At 69.3% G+C, this 16,445-nt stretch carries 12 protein-coding genes; 4 read left to right on the forward strand and 8 right to left on the reverse strand.

The genetic code is table 11. The features are described 5' to 3' along the window. Window positions 1-114 precede the first annotated feature (114 nt). From LJE69_RS00605 to LJE69_RS00620, 4 genes are all read left to right on the forward strand, one after another. Window positions 115-969, forward strand: a complete 855-nt coding sequence (locus LJE69_RS00605; RefSeq protein WP_296920136.1) for a hypothetical protein — start codon at window positions 115-117, stop codon at window positions 967-969. 1,061 nt (window positions 970-2,030) lie between these two features. After that, window positions 2,031-2,972 carry an HlyD family efflux transporter periplasmic adaptor subunit gene (locus tag LJE69_RS00610; protein WP_296920138.1) on the forward strand — a complete coding sequence of 314 codons (942 nt, stop codon included), beginning with the start codon at window positions 2,031-2,033 and terminating at the stop codon, window positions 2,970-2,972. Continuing rightward, window positions 2,969-3,943, forward strand: coding sequence for an ABC transporter ATP-binding protein (locus LJE69_RS00615; protein WP_296920141.1), 975 nt, complete (start codon window positions 2,969-2,971; stop codon window positions 3,941-3,943). Before LJE69_RS00610 ends, LJE69_RS00615 begins: the two co-directional genes overlap by 4 nt. Next, window positions 3,940-5,091: an ABC transporter permease gene (locus tag LJE69_RS00620; protein WP_296920144.1), complete on the forward strand. Its 1,152-nt coding sequence runs from the start codon at window positions 3,940-3,942 to the stop codon at window positions 5,089-5,091. The genes LJE69_RS00615 and LJE69_RS00620 overlap by 4 nt, the downstream gene beginning before the upstream one ends. Before the next feature lie 107 nt (window positions 5,092-5,198). Here the strand turns inward: LJE69_RS00620 and LJE69_RS00625 are convergent, their stop codons facing one another. From LJE69_RS00625 to LJE69_RS00660, 8 genes are all read right to left on the reverse strand, one after another. After that, entirely contained in the window at window positions 5,199-6,590 is a 1,392-nt protein-coding gene (locus LJE69_RS00625) for a lyase family protein (protein ID WP_296920147.1), read from the reverse strand. A 388-nt stretch (window positions 6,591-6,978) separates the two neighbouring features. Beyond that, on the reverse strand, window positions 6,979-8,577 hold the full coding sequence (locus tag LJE69_RS00630) for an APC family permease (RefSeq protein ID WP_296920149.1): 1,599 nt from the start codon (window positions 8,575-8,577) through the stop codon (window positions 6,979-6,981). Further along, on the reverse strand, window positions 8,574-9,062 hold the full coding sequence (locus LJE69_RS00635; RefSeq protein ID WP_296920152.1) for an ester cyclase: 489 nt from the start codon (window positions 9,060-9,062) through the stop codon (window positions 8,574-8,576). Before LJE69_RS00635 ends, LJE69_RS00630 begins: the two co-directional genes overlap by 4 nt. Continuing rightward, entirely contained in the window at window positions 9,049-10,788 is a 1,740-nt protein-coding gene (locus tag LJE69_RS00640; RefSeq protein ID WP_296920155.1) for an MFS transporter, read from the reverse strand. The genes LJE69_RS00635 and LJE69_RS00640 overlap by 14 nt, the downstream gene beginning before the upstream one ends. Then, the gene (locus LJE69_RS00645) at window positions 10,781-12,181 is read right to left on the reverse strand and encodes a hypothetical protein (RefSeq protein ID WP_296920158.1); all 1,401 of its coding nucleotides are present in this window, start codon (window positions 12,179-12,181) and stop codon (window positions 10,781-10,783) included. The genes LJE69_RS00640 and LJE69_RS00645 overlap by 8 nt, the downstream gene beginning before the upstream one ends. A gap of 155 nt (window positions 12,182-12,336) precedes the next feature. Beyond that, window positions 12,337-13,908, reverse strand: coding sequence for an FAD-dependent oxidoreductase (locus LJE69_RS00650; protein ID WP_296920160.1), 1,572 nt, complete (start codon window positions 13,906-13,908; stop codon window positions 12,337-12,339). 103 nt (window positions 13,909-14,011) lie between these two features. Beyond that, the gene (locus LJE69_RS00655) at window positions 14,012-15,148 is read right to left on the reverse strand and encodes a carboxylate-amine ligase (protein ID WP_296920163.1); all 1,137 of its coding nucleotides are present in this window, start codon (window positions 15,146-15,148) and stop codon (window positions 14,012-14,014) included. A gap of 219 nt (window positions 15,149-15,367) precedes the next feature. Then, the gene (locus tag LJE69_RS00660) at window positions 15,368-16,201 is read right to left on the reverse strand and encodes a peptidylprolyl isomerase (RefSeq protein ID WP_296920166.1); all 834 of its coding nucleotides are present in this window, start codon (window positions 16,199-16,201) and stop codon (window positions 15,368-15,370) included. Window positions 16,202-16,445 lie beyond the last annotated feature (244 nt).

Genomic DNA, 16,445 nt, shown 5'->3' on the forward strand with positions numbered 1-16,445 from the left:
CGGAAATCGCTCGCTTGCGCTCCCGGCTTCCTGACCAATAGGCGGCGTGGCGCCCGCGGCAAGTCCGCAGCCTTTCGCTGTCTTGCGCTCGCGACGAGCGGGGAAGTCGACCCGATGAATATTCCAGCTGCCATGACGTTCTGCGCGCTTGCGGTCACCCTCGGCGCGGCGGTCGCTGACACCACGCAGTCCTCCGCACCACCCAAGGTGGCGCGCAGCAGCCTGTTCGAGGCGCGTCCGGGTGATGTCCTCGAAGACGCCGGTGTCATGGTGGTCAGCGGCGGGACCAGGCCACGCAGCGAGACCTTCGAAGTGGTGCGCCGTGCGGACGGCGACCGCGTGGTCACCGGCATCATCGAGGCGGCGGACGGCGCCTGGCGCGTCGAGGGCCGCTGGGCCTACGACGACACGAACCGGGCACTGTCGGCAACCGGCACTGGGCGCTATGGCAATCGGCCAGTCAGCATCGAGATTGTCGACGTCGGGGCCATCGCCGAGATCACCGCGACCGTCCGCGGCGAGACGCAGCGTGACGAGGCCCCCTGCGAGCCCTGCCTGATGGACCTGGCGCCGAGCATCCTGCCCATATTCACCATGACCCGGCTCTATGACGCTGCCGTGGGCGGCACGCAGCGCTTCCATTGGGTTGGCCATGACCTGCTGCGCGATCAGGTGCTGACCAACGGGCAGGTGGCCATCCGGCTATTGGGCACGGAGACGGTCCAACTGCCAGATGGCCGCGAGCTCGCGGTGACCCGCTACGCCTTCAACGAGCCCATGGCGGACGAGCCCATGGCGGACGAGACCGGCGGCCGGACAACAGTGCGGCTCAATTGCAACCTCTATGTGGACGCGGACAACCGCCCACTGGGCTTCGCCACGCCCCTCGCCGTCGGCATGCGCCGTGGCTTCGAGGCGCTGCCGAAACTGCTGCCGCCGGTGCTCGATACGCCCGCCGCTGGTCGATAGTCAGGGCGCGCCGTCAGGCGCTCCAAGTCGCTCGCCTCCTGCCTGCGCCGCCGGCGGCGCAGGATGCCGAGACCGGCCAGGCCAACCGCCAGCACCGCGCCAGTGGCCGGTGCCGGCACGGCGCCGGTGACGGCAGCGCTGCTGCCGGTGCTCAGATCGAAGATATCGCCGCTTTGCGCGATGCCGGCGCTACAGCCCTCGCCGCTGGCGCCTTTGCCGGGCTCTCCGGTGGGGTCCTGATTGCGCGGGTCACCGCCGTCGCCGCCGTCGGCGCAGCCCGTGGCCGCCGTGTTGGCCGCGCTGTAGGCGTGCAGCGTGTACTCCAGCAGAAAGTCATCGCCCGCGGCGTAGCTGCCCAGCCCGACGTTGCCGTTGAAGACCGGCCACGTGTAGTTGGCCCAGGTGCCGCTCGGGTCCAGGCTCAGGGTGCCGCCGATGCTGGTGCCGGAGACGCCGTCCAGGGTCCAGCCGACGTTGGCCTCGATGGCCATGGCCGCCGACTCCGGCGCCGCGAGCATGGCGCCCGCGCCGAGTAGTGTCACCCGGAGCCAGTGGGTGAGGGCGCTCTCCGGGGCGCTTTCTGGGGCGGCTGCGGGGCGGTGTAGGTCGCGAATGAGCGTGCGGTGTGACCGGTGGGTTGCATGTGGTGCGCCTCTTCTGGTGACTGGTTCTGGTGGCTGGCCGGGCTGACAGCGACCGCTCCGCGAGCGGATCGGGTGCGGGCAGCGCGCGGTGACGGGATCGGAGCCCCAACGTGACCGCAAGGTGGCGCCGCGGCGGCGTCGGCCATGTCCGACGAGTTTTATCGGGTTTGCTCAGTCAAGCAGGCGCGCCGGCGCCCAATTGCGACACGCGTCTCATTTTCTCGGGATCGCCGTGCGGGATTTGCCGAGCGGGCAGCGGTGTGCGTCGCCGTTGGTGCAAAAGGCCCGACACGGCGCGGCCAACGCGTTACGCTTGTGGCCCGAACCGAGCTGTCTTGCCGATTTCGGTTGCCGGCCGGAAGTAACCGGACCCAACCCCGCCGTTCCACCGCCAAACCAAGAGCGAGCGACTCACCGATGCGCCTGCCGTCCCTGCTGCTCGTCACAACCCTGCTTTGGGGCTGTGCTGAAGAAGGTCCCAACGTCGCACTGGGCACGCTGGAGCGGGATCGCATCGCGCTGACCGCGACAGCCGCGGAGGTGCTGGTGGACCTGCCCGTGGCGCAGGGTACATTGGTCAAGAGGGGCACCGTGCTGGCGCGCCTCGACGACCGCGAGCAACGGGCGGTGGTGGAACGCAGCAAGGCCGAGGTGACGCAGGCGAGCGCCAACCTGCAGAAGCTCCGCAACGGCCCGCGACCGCAGGAGATCGCCGGTGCGCGGGCGCAGGTCGCCGGCGCCAAGGCGGACCTGCGCGAGGCGGAGATCACCTACAAGCGCAACACGGAGCTGCTGGTGCGCAAGGCGGTGAGCCAGGCCGACGTCGACCAGTCGCTGGCGCGGCGCGACGCGGCCAGCGCCCGGCTGGACGAGGCCAGGGAGACTCTGGACCAGTTGCTCGCCGGCACGCGCAAGGAGGAGCTGGACCAGGCCGAGGCGCAGCTCGCGGCGGCCGAGGCGGAGCTCGCCTACCAGCAGGCGCTGCTGGCGGATCTGACCATCGTCGCCACCCGCGACGGCGTGCTCGACAATCTGCCCTGGAACCTGGGCGAGCGGGTCACCGTCGGCAGTCCGGTGGTCATTCTGCTCGCCGGCGACGAGCCCTATGCCCGGGTCTACGTGCCCGAGCCGCACCGGGTGCAGATCAAGGAGGGTGATGTGCTCAAGGTGCACGTGGATGGCCTCGAGGGCATGTTGGATGGCAAGGTGCGCTGGATCAGCGCCGAGCCCGCCTTCACGCCCTTCTATGCGCTGAATGAGGCCGACCGCAGCCGCTTCATGTACCTCGCGGAGGTGCTGCTGCCCGCGTCCGCCGCCAGCCTGCCCAACGGCGTGCCGGCCCAGGTCGAGATGCCGTGAGTGCCCCAATCTCATCGGACGAAGTGCGATCGGACCAGGTCCAGCCAGACCAGGTCATCCGGGCACAGGGACTCACGCGGCGCTTCGGCGACTTCGTGGCCGTGGACGCGCTGGACCTGGCCGTGGAGCGTGGCACCATCTACGGCTTTCTCGGCCCGAACGGCTCCGGCAAGACCACCACCGTGCGCATGCTGATCGGGCTGCTGACGCCGTCCGCCGGCAGCGTCACGGTGCTCGGCCACAGCCTGCCGCGGGACGCCGAGTGGCTGAAGCGCCGCATCGGCTACATGACCCAGCGCTTCTCGTTGTACGAAGATCTGTCGGTGCGTGAGAACCTGCAGTTCGTCGCGCGCATCTACGGCCTCGGTTATCGCCAGGCAAAGGCGCGCATCCGCACGCTGCTCGACGCCTATGAGCTGGCGGACATGAGCCGGCGCCGCGCGGGCGCCATGAGCGGCGGCCAGCGCCAGCGCCTGGCCCTGGCCGCCGCCACCATGCACGAACCGCAGCTCCTGTTCCTGGACGAGCCTACGTCGGCCGTGGACCCGCAGAGCCGCCGCGACTTCTGGGAAAAGCTGTTCGACCTGGTGGACGCCGGCACCACGATCCTGGTCTCGACCCACTACATGGACGAGGCCGAGCGCTGCCACCGGCTCGCCATCCTGGAGCGCGGCAAGAAGCGGGCGGATGGCCCACCCCAGCAGCTCATGGACGACATGGGCGCCCGGGTGGTGGAGATCGAAGCCCCGGACCAGCGCCGGCTGCGGCAGCAGTTGCTGGCCCTGCCGCAGGTCGTGTCCGCGGCGCAGCTCGGCAGCCGGCTGCGGGTGCTCGTGGCGGACGACATCGACGACCCGGTGGCGTGGCTGCGCGCGCAGCCCGTGGCGGTAGGCGCCGGCACCATCGAGGCCGCGCGCCCGAGCCTGGAGGACGTCTTCGTCATCAGCACTGGGGGGGCGGAGCGCGAATGAATCCGCTGCGCCGCATCCTCGCCATCCTGGCCAAGGAGCTGACCCAGCTCCGGCGCGACCGCGTCACCATGGGCATGATCGTGATGCTGCCGCTGATCCAGCTCATGCTGTTCGGCTTCGCGATCAACACCGATGTCCGCCACATCCCCGCGGCCCTGGTGGATCAGAGCAACACGGCCTTGAGCCGGGTGCTGGCGCAGGCGGTGACCGCGACCCAGGTGGTGGACTTCACCGAGCGCCATGCGACGCCGGAGCAGGCGCAGCACGCCATCGTGCAGGGCCGGGTGCGCGCGGCGCTGATCATCCCCGACGACGTGGCGAAGCGCGTCGCGCGCAGCCCCAGCCTCGGCCTGGGCTTGGGCACGCCGCGCGCCACCGACGAGGAGCTGAGCCGGCCCGTGGCGCAGTGGCTCGTCGACGGCTCAGACACCATGATCGCCTCCAGCATCAAGGGCCTGCGCAACATGCCGCTGGGGGAGCTGCTGCGCAAGCCGGTGAACCAGTCCACCCCCACCTTCGCCGTGGCGCTGCTGTTCAACCCGGAGCAGCGCAGCGCGGTGAACATCGTGCCCGGGCTGGTGGCCATCATCCTGACCATGACCATGATCATGTTCACGTCCGCCGCCATCGTCCGCGAGGGCGAGCGGGGCAATATGGAGATGCTCATCAACACGCCGGTGCGGCCCATCGAGCTGATGCTGGGCAAGATCGTCCCGTATATCTTTATCGGGCTGATTCAGGCGTTGATCATCCTGGGCCTGGGGCACCTGGTGTTCCGCGTGCCGCTGGGGGGCGGTCTGCTGGCCTTGACCAGTGCGACGCTCCTGTTCATCGGCGCGAGCCTGTCCCTGGGCCTGGTGCTGTCCACCATTGCCAAGAGCCAGCTCCAGGCCATGCAGATGACCATTTTCATCCTGCTGCCGTCCATCCTGCTGTCCGGCTTCATGTTTCCCTACGAGGGCATGCCGCGGGCGGCGCAATACATCGCCGAGGCCCTGCCCGCCACCCACTTCATGCGCGCCATCCGCGCCGTGCTGCTGCGCGACGCGCTGCTCGCCGACATCCGTACCGACGCCCTCTGGCTGCTCGGCTTCATGCTCGCCGGCCTCATCGTCGCGTCGCTGCGCTTCAAGAAGCGGTTGGATTGAGTCAACGCGCGTCTCTGTGCCGACTCGCGGCATCGCGTCGCTCTCCACGCACGATCGCATTTTCTCCGCGCCTTTGCGTCTGTGCGCACGTTGTTTCTGAATCGTTACTAATCCTTGGCGGCGTGGGGCCGCGCCATCTTTTCCGGATCGACGACCCGGTCGAACTCGTCGGCATCGACGAAGCCGAGCGTCAGCGCCGCGTCGCGCAGGGTCAGGTCGTTTTCCAGCGCGTAATGGGCCACCTGCGAGGCCTTGTCGTAGCCGATGAGCGGGCTCAGCGCGGTCACCAGCATCAGCGAGCGCTCGACGTAGCCCGCGATCTGCGCCTCGTCGGGCTCGGTGCCCTCCACGAGAAAGACGCGGAAGTTGTGGCAGCCGTCGGCGAGCAGGCGCGCCGACTTGGCGACATTGAAGATCATCAACGGCTTGTAGACGTTCATCTCCAGGTGGCCGCCACCGCCGCCGATACCGACCGCCACGTCGTTGCCCATCACCTGCGCCGCCAGCATCGAGAGTGCCTCGCACTGGGTCGGGTTGACCTTACCGGGCATGATGGAGGAGCCCGGCTCGTTGGCGGGGATGTTCAGCTCGCCGAAGCCGCAGCAGAGCAGACGGATGTCGTTCGCGATCTTAAACAGCGACACGGCGAGCGTCTTGAAGGTGCCGTGCAACTGAACCATGGCGTCGTGGGCGCCCTGCACCGTGAACTTGTTCGGGGCGGCGAAGAAGGGCAGGCCGGTCAGCGTCGCGATCTCGGCGGCGGCCTCGCGATCGAAGTCGAGTGCGGCGTTGATGCCGGTGCCCACCGCGGTGCCGCCGAGCGCGAGCCGGTAGACGCTCTGCAGCGCTTGCTCGATCCAGTCGATGGCATCATCCAGCATGCCGACGTAGCCGGAGAACTCCTGCCCGAGGGTCAGCGGCGTGGCTTCCTGGAGGTGAGTGCGGCCGATCTTGACGATGGCGTCCCAGGCCAGGGCCTTGACATCCAGGGCGTCGCGCAGCGCCCGCACCGAGGGCAAGAGCTTGCTCGTGGTCGCCACGGCGGCCGCGATGCACATCGCCGACGGAAAGGTGTCGTTCGACGACTGCGACAGGTTGACGTGGTCGTTGGGATGCACCGGCTTCTTGGCGCCGAGTGGGGTGCCCGCGAGTTGGCAGCAACGGTTCGAGATCACCTCGTTCACGTTCATGTTGAACTGGGTGCCGCTGCCGGTCATCCAGACATGGAGCGGAAACTGGTCCTGGTGCTGGCCGGCCAGGATTTCGTCGCAGACCTTCACGATCAAGTGGTGCTGATGGTCGCCGAGCCGGCCGCTCGCGTGATTCACCTTCGCCGCCGCCTTCTTCAGCGTTGCGTAGGCGGTGATCATCTCCCGCGGCATCAGGTCGTCACCGATGCTGAAATGCTCCAGGGAGCGCTCCGTCTGCGCGCCCCACAGCTTGTCGGCGGGGACCCTGACCTCACCCAGGCTGTCGGTTTCGGTGCGGAACTCGGTCATGTCGACCTCCCGGTAACGGTTTCGGTTCGCTCGCTTTGAGTCTAGGACCCGTGCAGCCGACCGACCGACGTCGTTCCTGTGCCCGACTGGCTGACGACCCAAGCACGGTGACGAAGCGAACATGCCGTGTCACCGAGGTCGGGTTAGCGCAGCGTAACCCGACGTTGGGCGTCGGTAAGCCATTCATTGTCGGGTTACGCTATCGCTAACCCGACCTACGATGCTTGGCATTATCGACACCGTTCGCTGTCTGGCGCGAGCGAGTGTCGCCCTGGAGGGCGACACTCCGGCCATCGGGACCCACGGCCGGAGTGTCGGCCTCCAGGTCGAGACGGATCAGCGCCGCGGGCGGCGTTGAGCGTGGTCTCGATACTTCCGCATCAATGCACTAGCGCCCAGCCTGTTCCAGCGCGTTCTCGATCCGCGCCCGCGCCTCCGCCGGCGGCAGACGCAGGCGGAACGACAGCGCCAGGACCATGAGCGTCAGCAGCGCGATCAGCAGCAGGTCGACGCCGGCCGTGATCAGTCCGCGCCCGCCGTAATTTCCAAGCCAGGACACCACCGCCAGCCCGCCGAAATAGGGCGCCATCCAGAACAGCGCGCGGATATCGAGCGGCCGCGGCCAGCGCCCGGCGAAGACCCGGGTGACGAAGGGCAGCACCACCCAGCCGGCCAGGACTACCAGCAGCAGCAGCCGGTTGACCTTCCAGCCGCCCCAGTAGACGACGAAGGCAGCGAGCACCGCGGCGAGCGCGGCGATGGGCAGCCCCGCCGGCAGCCGAAACCGGCGCGGCAGGTCCGGTGCCTGGTCGCGCAATGCCAGCAGACACACCGGGCCGAAGCCGAGCGACAGCACCAGCGTGGAGGAGATCAGCGTCATCATGGTCTGCCAGCCCGGGAACGGCAGCAGCAGCAACAATCCGATGCCGAAGTTGATCCAGATGGCAACGGCCGGCGCGCCGGCACGGTTCAGGCGTGCCACCGGCGGCGGGGCGTGGCCGTTCTGGGCGGCGGCGCGGCTCAGGCGCCCGGCCACGCCGGTGTAGATCAGCGCGGTGCCGCTGGGCGAGACCGCGGCATCCGCGAACAACAGCATCGCGAGCCAAGCGAGACCCAGCCCCAGGGCCATGGTCGCGAAGGGACCGGCGCCGGTCTTGTCCGACAGCGCGCTCCAGCCGCCGGCGAGCTGCGCCGGCGACAGCGCGCCGACGAAGGCCACCGCCAGCATGACATAGATGACGATCACGCTGGCCATGGCCGCCGCCAGCACCAGCGGGATGGTCCGCCCGGGGTTCCTGGCCTCCCCGCCCAGCTCCAGCACGGAGCGGAAGCCGAGAAAACCCAGCACCGCCCCGCCCGAGGTCACGGCACCGAGCACGCCCGACCAGCCGAAGGGCATGAACCCACCATGGGCGGCGAAGTTGCTCGGCTCCAAGCGGACCAACAGGAACACGACGATGGTGAGCACCGGCAGCGCGAGCTTCCAGACGGCCAGTGGGCCATTGGTCTTGGCCAGCGCGCGCACACCCATGACGTTGATCACCACCAGCACGAACAACAGCGGAATGCAGGTGAGGATGCCCCAGCGCGTGAGCGACACGTGGCCCTGCTCGCTGGTCGCCAGCGCCGGCAGGATGTCGCTCGCGTACTCGATGATGGCCATCACCTCCAGCGGGGCCACGGCGAGGTAGCCGAGCCAGTTGAGCAGCGCGACGGTGAAGCTCGCGTAGTCGCCGTGGGTGAGCTGCGGCACGCGCGCGCTGCCGCCGGTGACCGGCAGTACGCCACCCACCTCGGCGAAGACGAGCGCGATGATGAGAATGATGATGCCGCCGATGGCGATGGATAGGATGCCGGCCGGGCCGGCGTACTCGGCCGAGTACATGGCGGAGAACAGCCAGCTCGAGCCGATCATCGACGACACGGCGACGAAGTAGAGTCCGAAGCCGCCGACGGCGCGGATCGGGGAGGTGTCGTTGCCCGTCATGCCGCCGGCTCCTCGCCGCCGGCCGGCGCCAGCGGCGCGGGCTCGGCCTCGCCGCGCAACTGTGCGAGCACGGCCTTGTAGCCCCCGTTCAGCGCCATGGTCACCCGCACCCGTTCCACCAGCCCGTTGCGCACCCGGGCGGCGAAGGGCTCTGCCGGCAACCGAAACGCCTTGCCGGTGGGCGCCAGCTCCGCCAGCCCCGGTATCGACAAGTGCCCGGTGTGCCGACCCGAGACATGGAACCGACCCCTAACCTCGCTACCGTCCTCACCGCCGTTCTCGGCATCGACAACGGTGCCGTGGGAGACATCCGAGAACGCGGCATCGAACAGCGCCAGTGCACCGAGCCATGCATCCGCGTCCATCGGCTCCGGATGGACCGTGCTGGTGAGGCGGAACGACGGCGCCAGCAACGCCCGTGCGCCGGTGAAATCGCCGGCATCGATGCGGCGGTACAACGTGAGGATGGTGTCACCTGGGGTCATGTTCGCGAACCTCGTCTGGTGGCGCTGCCGCGCCGGGCGCGCTCCCGCGCAAGCTCGGCGGCGGCTCGGGCGGCAGTCGGAAGGCGACGATCAGTCCGAGGGCGACGAACCCGGCCGCCGCCGCGATGGCGGCCCGCCCGGCAGCGACGAAGCCACGGCGCACCTCGGTCACGAGCGGAGCCAGCGTCGGCTCCGCGGCCATCGCCGCGAGCACCTGCCGATCGTCGGTGCGCGCGGCGCCGCTGCCCACCTGGAAATGGGTCATCCGCTCCAGGGTTGCCCGCTGTGTGCCGCTCAGCGCGGTGTTCTCGATGAGCGCATCGCGGGTGTCGGCCACGCTGACGCCGATGACGACGCCCACCATGACCGCGGTCGACAAGGCGGCCAGGCCCAGGCGCACGGTGGCATTGAGTCCGGCGGCGCGGGAGGACAGCGCCGGCGGCACCTCCGACAGCAGCCGGTTCATCAGCGCGGAGAAGGTCGCCGAATAGGCCATGCCATAGGGCAGGAGCAGGGCGGCGGTGGCCGTGGTGGATGCCGAGAGCGCGATGGTCGGGATCATCGCCGCCAGCACGATGATCTGCAGCGCGAGCGCCAGCAGCGCGAGGCGCTTGCGTCCGAGGCGCCCGATCAGCCACTTGCTGGCCAGTCCGCCGATGCCCATGCCGGCGCCGAGCAGGCACAAGGCGACACCGGCCTCCAGCGGGCTGGCCCCGAGGACGAACTGCACATAGATGGGCAGCACGATCACGAGCCCGTACAGGGCCATGGAACTGAGTCCCGCGGCGATGAGCGATACCCGAAACGAGGCCACGCCCAGGATCTCGGGCGCCAGCAGCGCCGGGCGAGCCGCCCGCGAGCGCGCCCGTTCCAGGAGCAACAGGCCCAAGGCCAGGACCACGGCCGCCGCCAGCAACCAGGGCACCGGCGACAGCCCGGCCAGCGCGAGCGGTCCGGCGGCGCGCCACCAGCCCCAGGCGTCGCCCTGCTGCAGCCCCAGCACCAAGGTGATCATGGTGAGGCCCAGCAGCAGCACGCCCGGCAGGTCGAGGCCCCCGCCGGCTGCTGGAGCTTTGGCCCCATCGCCCGCGCCCGGCGCAGCAATGTCCGGTGGCATCGGCGCCGTGCGGTCGTCGGCGACGAAGAACAGCACCCCGAGCGCGACCAGCAGACACAGCGGCGGGTTGATGAGAAAGGCGTCGCGCCAGCTCGCGAGCCCGGCGAAGGCGCCGCCCACCAGCGGGCCGATGGCGACAGCGCTGGCCGTGGTGGTGGACCAGAGCGCAAACGCGAGCGTGCGCGCGGGACCGTCCGGGAAGCTCAGATTCAACAGGCCCAGAATGGCCGGCGCCAGGGCCGCCAGCACCAATCCTTGCAGGGCGCGCCCCACCAGTAACCAGCCCAGGTTGGCCGCCAGCGCAGTCAGCAGGCTGCCGAGGGCAAACGCGAGCAGCCCGAGCAGCAGCAGGCGGCGGCGGCCGATGTGGTCGGCGAGCTGACCCATCGGTGTCAATGCCACCGCGGCGACCAGCACGAAGGTGGTGACGGTCCAGGCGGCGGCGTCCACGCCGATGTGTAGGTCCGCGGTGAGCCGCGGCAGGACCACCGCTACCACGGTCTGGTCCATCGCCACCAGCAGAACCCCGCCCAGCAGGAAGGCGAGGCCCACCCAGCGCCCGCGCGCCGCGACCGGCGCGTCGGCCGTGCTCGCGGCGGCGTCACCCATCGACCACGAAGACCGGCACGATGCCGCCGCCGGAGGTGACGTTGGCCACGCCGGACGGTGCGCTGAGGCGGCACAGCACGCCGCCGAGTGCGCCGTCGAACAGGTAGGGATCGGTGCTGACCTCGAACGGGACGGGATTGAGCGGGTCGTCGAGGACCGGAAACGGCTCCGCCGACGCGCGAATGCCCACCTGGACAACGAATTCCTGGCCCAGCGCCGTCTCGATGGCGGCATCCCAGCCCGCGGCGTCCTCGCGCCGGCCGAGGAAGACGCCGTGACCGCCGAATTCGTGATTGGGCTTCAGGATCAGCCGCTCGCGCTCGCGCCGCACCCAAGCCAGCAGGTCGCCGTGCGTGCCATCGGGCAGCGTCGTCGCCACGTCGCGCAGCAGCCGGGTCCACGGCACGGACGCATCCACCGCCGCACGCTCGGCGGCGGAAAAGCCGAAGTCCAGCGCCGGGTCGGTGAGCAGGGCGAACAGGGCCTTGCGGTCGAGGGCGGAGGCAACGAAGGGATCGATGATGAGCGCCAGATCCTGCTCGGCCGCGGCGACCAGCGCCCCGGTCTCGTCCGGATGTTGCAGCATCTCCACCAGGGTCAGGCGTCGGTAGACGACGTCGATCGCGCGGCCCTGCGCCGTGAGACGACCGCCGCTGATGCTGAGCTCGTGCGGCTCCACCAGCAGGCAGTCGCAGCCGAGCTCTTGCATCCAGCGCTGGAAGACGAAGAATTCCCCCAGCAACGGCGCGCCGTCGATGAAGTCCACCAGCGCCACGGTCGGCGCCGACCGGGAGCGGGCCGGGCCCGCCCAGGTCTTCCAGGCGCCCATGAGCGAGCGGGTGACCGCGGTCTTGAGATCGTAGCCGCGCATGGGCACCTCCGCGCTGGCGACGGCGTACAGCGCCGAGCCGTGGAAGATGTCGGTGAGCTCCGCCATGATCTCCAGGCCGCCGGGGATGGCGCCGTTGAGCTCGAAGAAGCCCCAGCCGGCGTGCGTCGCCGTTGCATCCAGGCGCACCTGGATGTCGCTGCGCAGCAGGCGCACGGGTGCAGCGAGCAGCCGCCGCTCCGTATCGCCAAACTCGCCCATCAGGGGCAGCAGCCGGTCGCGGTCGGCGACGACGGCCCGCTCCACCTTGTTGATGGCCGCCAGCACCAGCTCGCTGGCCCGGGTCAGCGCCTGCGCCCGGTCGGCGCCGATGAAGCGCGGGCGCAGGACGTTGCAGACCGCGCGGTCCCTGTACAACAGGTCGGGATTGTGGAACTTGGCGCGAAAGTCATCGGCCAACGCCTCCCGGTGCGGCGCGTGCTCGAGCGCGCCCATCCAGGCTGCGGCCGCACGCTCCGCGGCCGGGTCCAGGGCCCCCGTGGGCGCTTGTTGCGACGCTGTCATGCTGTTGTCTGCTCCAATCGGTGTGATCGGTGTAGGTCGGGTCAGCGCAGCGTAACCCGACGCTGGGTATCGGTAAGCCGTTGATTGTCGGGTTACGCTATCGCTAACCCGACCTACGATCTTGAATCCTGCCAGCGGGCGCGGTCCGCCGGCGCTCAGGCACCGAGGTCGGCGTCGGGACGCAGCCAGCGGGGGTAGGGCGCACCGAACTGCTGCTGGAGCATCTGCTCCGCCGATGACAGCGCGCCGAGGATCCACGCCTGGTGCGAGGAGAACGCCTCACCGCAGATGTAGATGCGCTCGTCGGGCAGCGGGTGGCGCATGCGCGGCACCACGTCGACGCTGCGATGGCCCACCCGCCAGTAGTGCCAGCCGCCGCCGAACGGGGCCGGGGTCCAGTCCTGAAAGGCGGCCCATTCCGGCTGCGGCACCGGGATGCCGTGCACCTGCTCCAGTTGCTTGCGCACATCCTCCACCACGGCGGCGGAGACGGCGAGCCCCTCGGGGAAGCCGGCCGGCGTCGCGTAATAGGGCGGCACGCAGACCCGCTGCTCCCAGTAGCCGGTCGCATCGCCGTCGCTGTAGCTCGCCACCAGCAGAGCGCTGGTGTTGGTGGGGTCGCCGTCGGGCTGCTCGGACTCGACGCCGAAGTAGAGGCATTGGCGGATCGGCAGGTCGGTGTCGGAGCGCCCGTCCTTGAGACCGGCTGCTTCCCACCAGGGCGATTCGAAGCCGAAGTAGAGCTTCGCTGCCGGCACCGGCACCACGCTGTCGAGGTCGCGCCGGAAGCCGGCATCGGTGAGCGGCAGGGAGTCGGGCGCGAGATCCCGCAAGGCCTGCGCCGGCAGCGCCAGCACGACGTGCCGCGCTGTCACGTCGATGGGACCATCCGGCGTGTCCAGGTGCAGCCGATACGCGTCGCCAGTGGCTTCGACGGTGCGCAGCGAATGCCGAAGGGCGATCTGCCCGCCAGCGCCCTCGAAGCGCTGCGCCAGCGTCAGCGGCAGTGCCTGCATGCCGTCGATGAGCGTTCGGCGCGTGCCGCCCCGCAGGTCGGTGTGAATGAGATTCACGGCACTGATCGCGGGGTCGAGGATGCAGGTGTAGCCCATCCCCTCGATGAGGAAGTCGTAGCCGCCGGCGGACAGCGCCGAGCGGATGACATCGATGGCGGGCACTTTGGTCACCGGCTGGCCGTCAACGGTCATCTCCCGCTCGCGCTGGAGCTTTTCGGCCTCGGTCAGCGCGGCGCCGTCGGCCAGAAAGGCCTCGAGCGCCTTGGCGAGCAGCTCCGGAGGCGCCTTGCCGCGCTCGTCCGGTGCAAGCGCGTAGGGGATGCGCTCGGAGCCGGCGTGGAGGTCCGCCAGGGTGAAACGCTCGCCGCGCAGGTAGTTCAGGTTGTGCTCGTCGCCGACCATGAAGGGCTTCGACGCGAGCCCGAGCTCGGCGATGAGGTCCACCACGAGGTCCTGGGTGTCGATGTAGCGCATCCCGCCCAGCTCGCACTTGAGATGGGGCGCGTGAGGTGGGGTCGCTGTGAACAGGCGCCCGCCGACCCGTTCGCCCTGCTCGAAGATCGCCACATGGGGCGGCCCATCGTTGCCGGCCAACGCCGATGCGCGGGTGCGCAGCGACCAGCCGGTGTAGACGCCGGCTACGCCGGCGCCGATGATCGCGACATCCAACGGCGGCTCACCGTCACGGCCAAGGCTGTACTGGGTGGTCATGGACTGCTCCGGGCTTCAGGCGATGGAATTCTGGGGGTGATGTGACTCACAGGGATGACGTGATTCATACGACGACCTGACTCGGTGCGAAACAAGGCGCCGGTCAGATCCCTTCAACCGTGGTCTCGACCAGCCAGTCGACGACCCGCGCCTGCGCCGCGCGGTCATCGTCGCCGACCGCCTGCGCCTCGCGGAACACGCGCAGTTGGTGGTCGGCGCTGTTGCCCGCGCCCACGATGGTGCGCAGCCCGGTCAGCTCGTCGAGGCAGCCCAGGTCCGCCGCGTGATCGCCCAGCAGGTCGATGAGCTCCTCCACCAGGTCCGCCAGCGGCACGACACGGCGGCGGCCGAAATCCGCCAGCTCCGCCTCGCTGCCATAACGCTGGGCACGCCACTTGTTTTCGGCCAGGAGCACGCGGCGATACTCGCGCCAGCGCTGATTGTCGGCACGCAGCCGGTACAAGTAGGAGAGCAGCGATTGGTAGAGCGCGACCAGGGACAACGCCTGCTCCAGGTGGGTGCAGACGTCGCAGGCGCGGATTTCGAGCGTTGGATGCGCACCGCTCGGGCGGATGTCCCACCAGATTTTGGACGCGTCCTCGAAGTCGAAGGTCTCGCGCAGCATCGCGAGCAACGCCTCCCACTCGCCCCAGGACGCGAGGGTCTCGGGCAGGCCGGTGCGCGGCACGTCGCCGAAAATAGTGGGCCGGAAGGCCTTCAGCCCGGTGATGTCGCCCTCCCAAAACGGCGAGGACGTGCTCAGCGCCAGGAAATGCGGCAGGAAATAGGTCATCTGACCCATCAGGTCCACGCGCAGGTCCTTGTTCTCGATGCCGGCGTGGATATGCATGCCACAGATCACCAGGCGCCGCGCCACGGTCTGGTGCTCGTCGGCGATGATGCGGTAACGCTCCATGTCGGTGGGCTCCTGACTGTGCCAGCTCGACCACGGGTGGGTCGAGGCCGCCACCAGGCGCATGTCGTGCGCCTCGGCAATACGCGCGACCGTGCCACGCAGCTCCGACAGCTCACGCCGCGCGTCGGCCACATTCGCGCAGATGGCCGTGCCGATCTCCACCTGGCATTGCAGGAACTCGTGGGTCACGCGCTCGCCCAGCGCACGCGTGCACTGCGCCATGAACGACGGCGGGGGATGGCTCACGAGCTCCCGCGTCGCTGCGTCCACCAACAGATATTCTTCTTCGACTCCGAGGGTCAGCGCGGGCGGTGAAAGGCTCATCGGCGGGCTCCCGGCAGGCAGCAATTCGGCCCCGAGCCGCTTTGCTTTTTCCCACGGGCGCGGTCGGGCGTTGGCGCGCAAGTCTAACCGAGCGAGCACCCGCTGCAACCGGACAATGGCGATCGTGAACCCCGGTGTGCTCCAGTCATCCAAAAGGCCCTTTATGGCTCAGGGGAAAATCGCACAGTCGTCCGGGCTTGACGCAGGTGCGGCGCGTGCTCAGCCGGTCTTTTCGGGCGGCAGGTGGATGTCGTATGCCGAGCGCAGTTGTCGAAGCTGCTGGCTGAGCGATTCGTCCGCCAGGGTCCTCAGGTAGCGCTTGCGCACACTGGCTGCCACCTCGGCGAAGGGCAGCACCCGTGGCGGCCGGTGCGCGTGCACGTAGACCAGATGCTGGCCGTGCCGGGACGGCACCGGGCCATACCATTTGCCCACCGGGGCGTCCCGCAACGCCTCTTCAAAGCGCCTGCCGAAGCGGCGCTCCAGCGCCTGGTCGCTCTCGAACGGGAGCACCGCCGGCACCACCGGCGCATCGCCGAGGGCGAGCGCGGCGTCCATGTCGAGCCCTTCGGCACGAATTCGGGCCAGGGCTTCCCGCGCCCGGGCCTCGGCCGCATCGCCGTGCTTCGAGCCGTCGAATTCGATGTGGGACAGGCGCGTCTCGGCGGGCGTGGTCCAGGCGTCGAGATTGGCCTCGTAATAGGCCAAGATGTCGGCTGGCTCTGGGTCAGACGACAGCGCGGCCGATCGGATCAGACGCCGTGCGGCGTCGCTCAGGACGCGGTGTACTCCGAGGTCGCGGTGGTGCAGGCCGAGCGCCAGCGCGCGGTCGGCCAGCGCCGCCTGGTTGGTGGGGCCGTCGTCGTTTGCACACATGCAGCGCGCGATTCGCGCGAGTCGCCGCTGCACCACGGCTTCTTCCTGCATGCCGTGCGCCAGGGCGTAGTGGAACAGCAGTTCCTGGTCGACCAGCGCGGTCACGATGGCCTGCTCCTCCTCGGCAGTCGGCCCGCGACCCCGCGCTTGCCTGAAGGCGCGCTGGGCCTGAATCAAGTGGCTATGCGGGATGCTGATCGCCGGCCTTGCGAATGCCGAGGACGCGCTGGGTAACGTGAACGATGACTCCGCGAGCCACCGACTTGCAATGAACAGCACCACGCCGCTCAGCAAGACGTGCAGGATCGGCGAGCGCAGTAGCGCGAGGCATGCGCTTCGTACCACACGGGGCATGTCCATGTGCGCTCCCCAATCACGTGCTGAATCGCGGTCGATATGGGCCGAGCCCCTTTGATTGGCA

This window comes from Thiohalocapsa sp. (genome assembly GCF_022340605.1).
Lineage (GTDB): Bacteria > Pseudomonadota > Gammaproteobacteria > Chromatiales > Chromatiaceae > Thiohalocapsa.

Bases quoted from the DNA above. Each gene is read 5' to 3' on its own strand.
- LJE69_RS00605 (WP_296920136.1), top strand. From the start codon at position 115: ATGAATATTCCAGCTGCCATGACGTTCTGCGCGCTTGCGGTCACCCTC.
- LJE69_RS00610 (WP_296920138.1), top strand. From the start codon at position 2,031: ATGCGCCTGCCGTCCCTGCTGCTCGTCACAACCCTGCTTTGGGGCTGT.
- LJE69_RS00620 (WP_296920144.1), top strand. From the start codon at position 3,940: ATGAATCCGCTGCGCCGCATCCTCGCCATCCTGGCCAAGGAGCTGACC.
- LJE69_RS00625 (WP_296920147.1), bottom strand. From the start codon at position 6,590: ATGACCGAGTTCCGCACCGAAACCGACAGCCTGGGTGAGGTCAGGGTC.
- LJE69_RS00630 (WP_296920149.1), bottom strand. From the start codon at position 8,577: ATGACGGGCAACGACACCTCCCCGATCCGCGCCGTCGGCGGCTTCGGA.
- LJE69_RS00635 (WP_296920152.1), bottom strand. From the start codon at position 9,062: ATGACCCCAGGTGACACCATCCTCACGTTGTACCGCCGCATCGATGCC.
- LJE69_RS00640 (WP_296920155.1), bottom strand. From the start codon at position 10,788: ATGGGTGACGCCGCCGCGAGCACGGCCGACGCGCCGGTCGCGGCGCGC.
- LJE69_RS00645 (WP_296920158.1), bottom strand. From the start codon at position 12,181: ATGACAGCGTCGCAACAAGCGCCCACGGGGGCCCTGGACCCGGCCGCG.
- LJE69_RS00650 (WP_296920160.1), bottom strand. From the start codon at position 13,908: ATGACCACCCAGTACAGCCTTGGCCGTGACGGTGAGCCGCCGTTGGAT.
- LJE69_RS00655 (WP_296920163.1), bottom strand. From the start codon at position 15,148: ATGAGCCTTTCACCGCCCGCGCTGACCCTCGGAGTCGAAGAAGAATAT.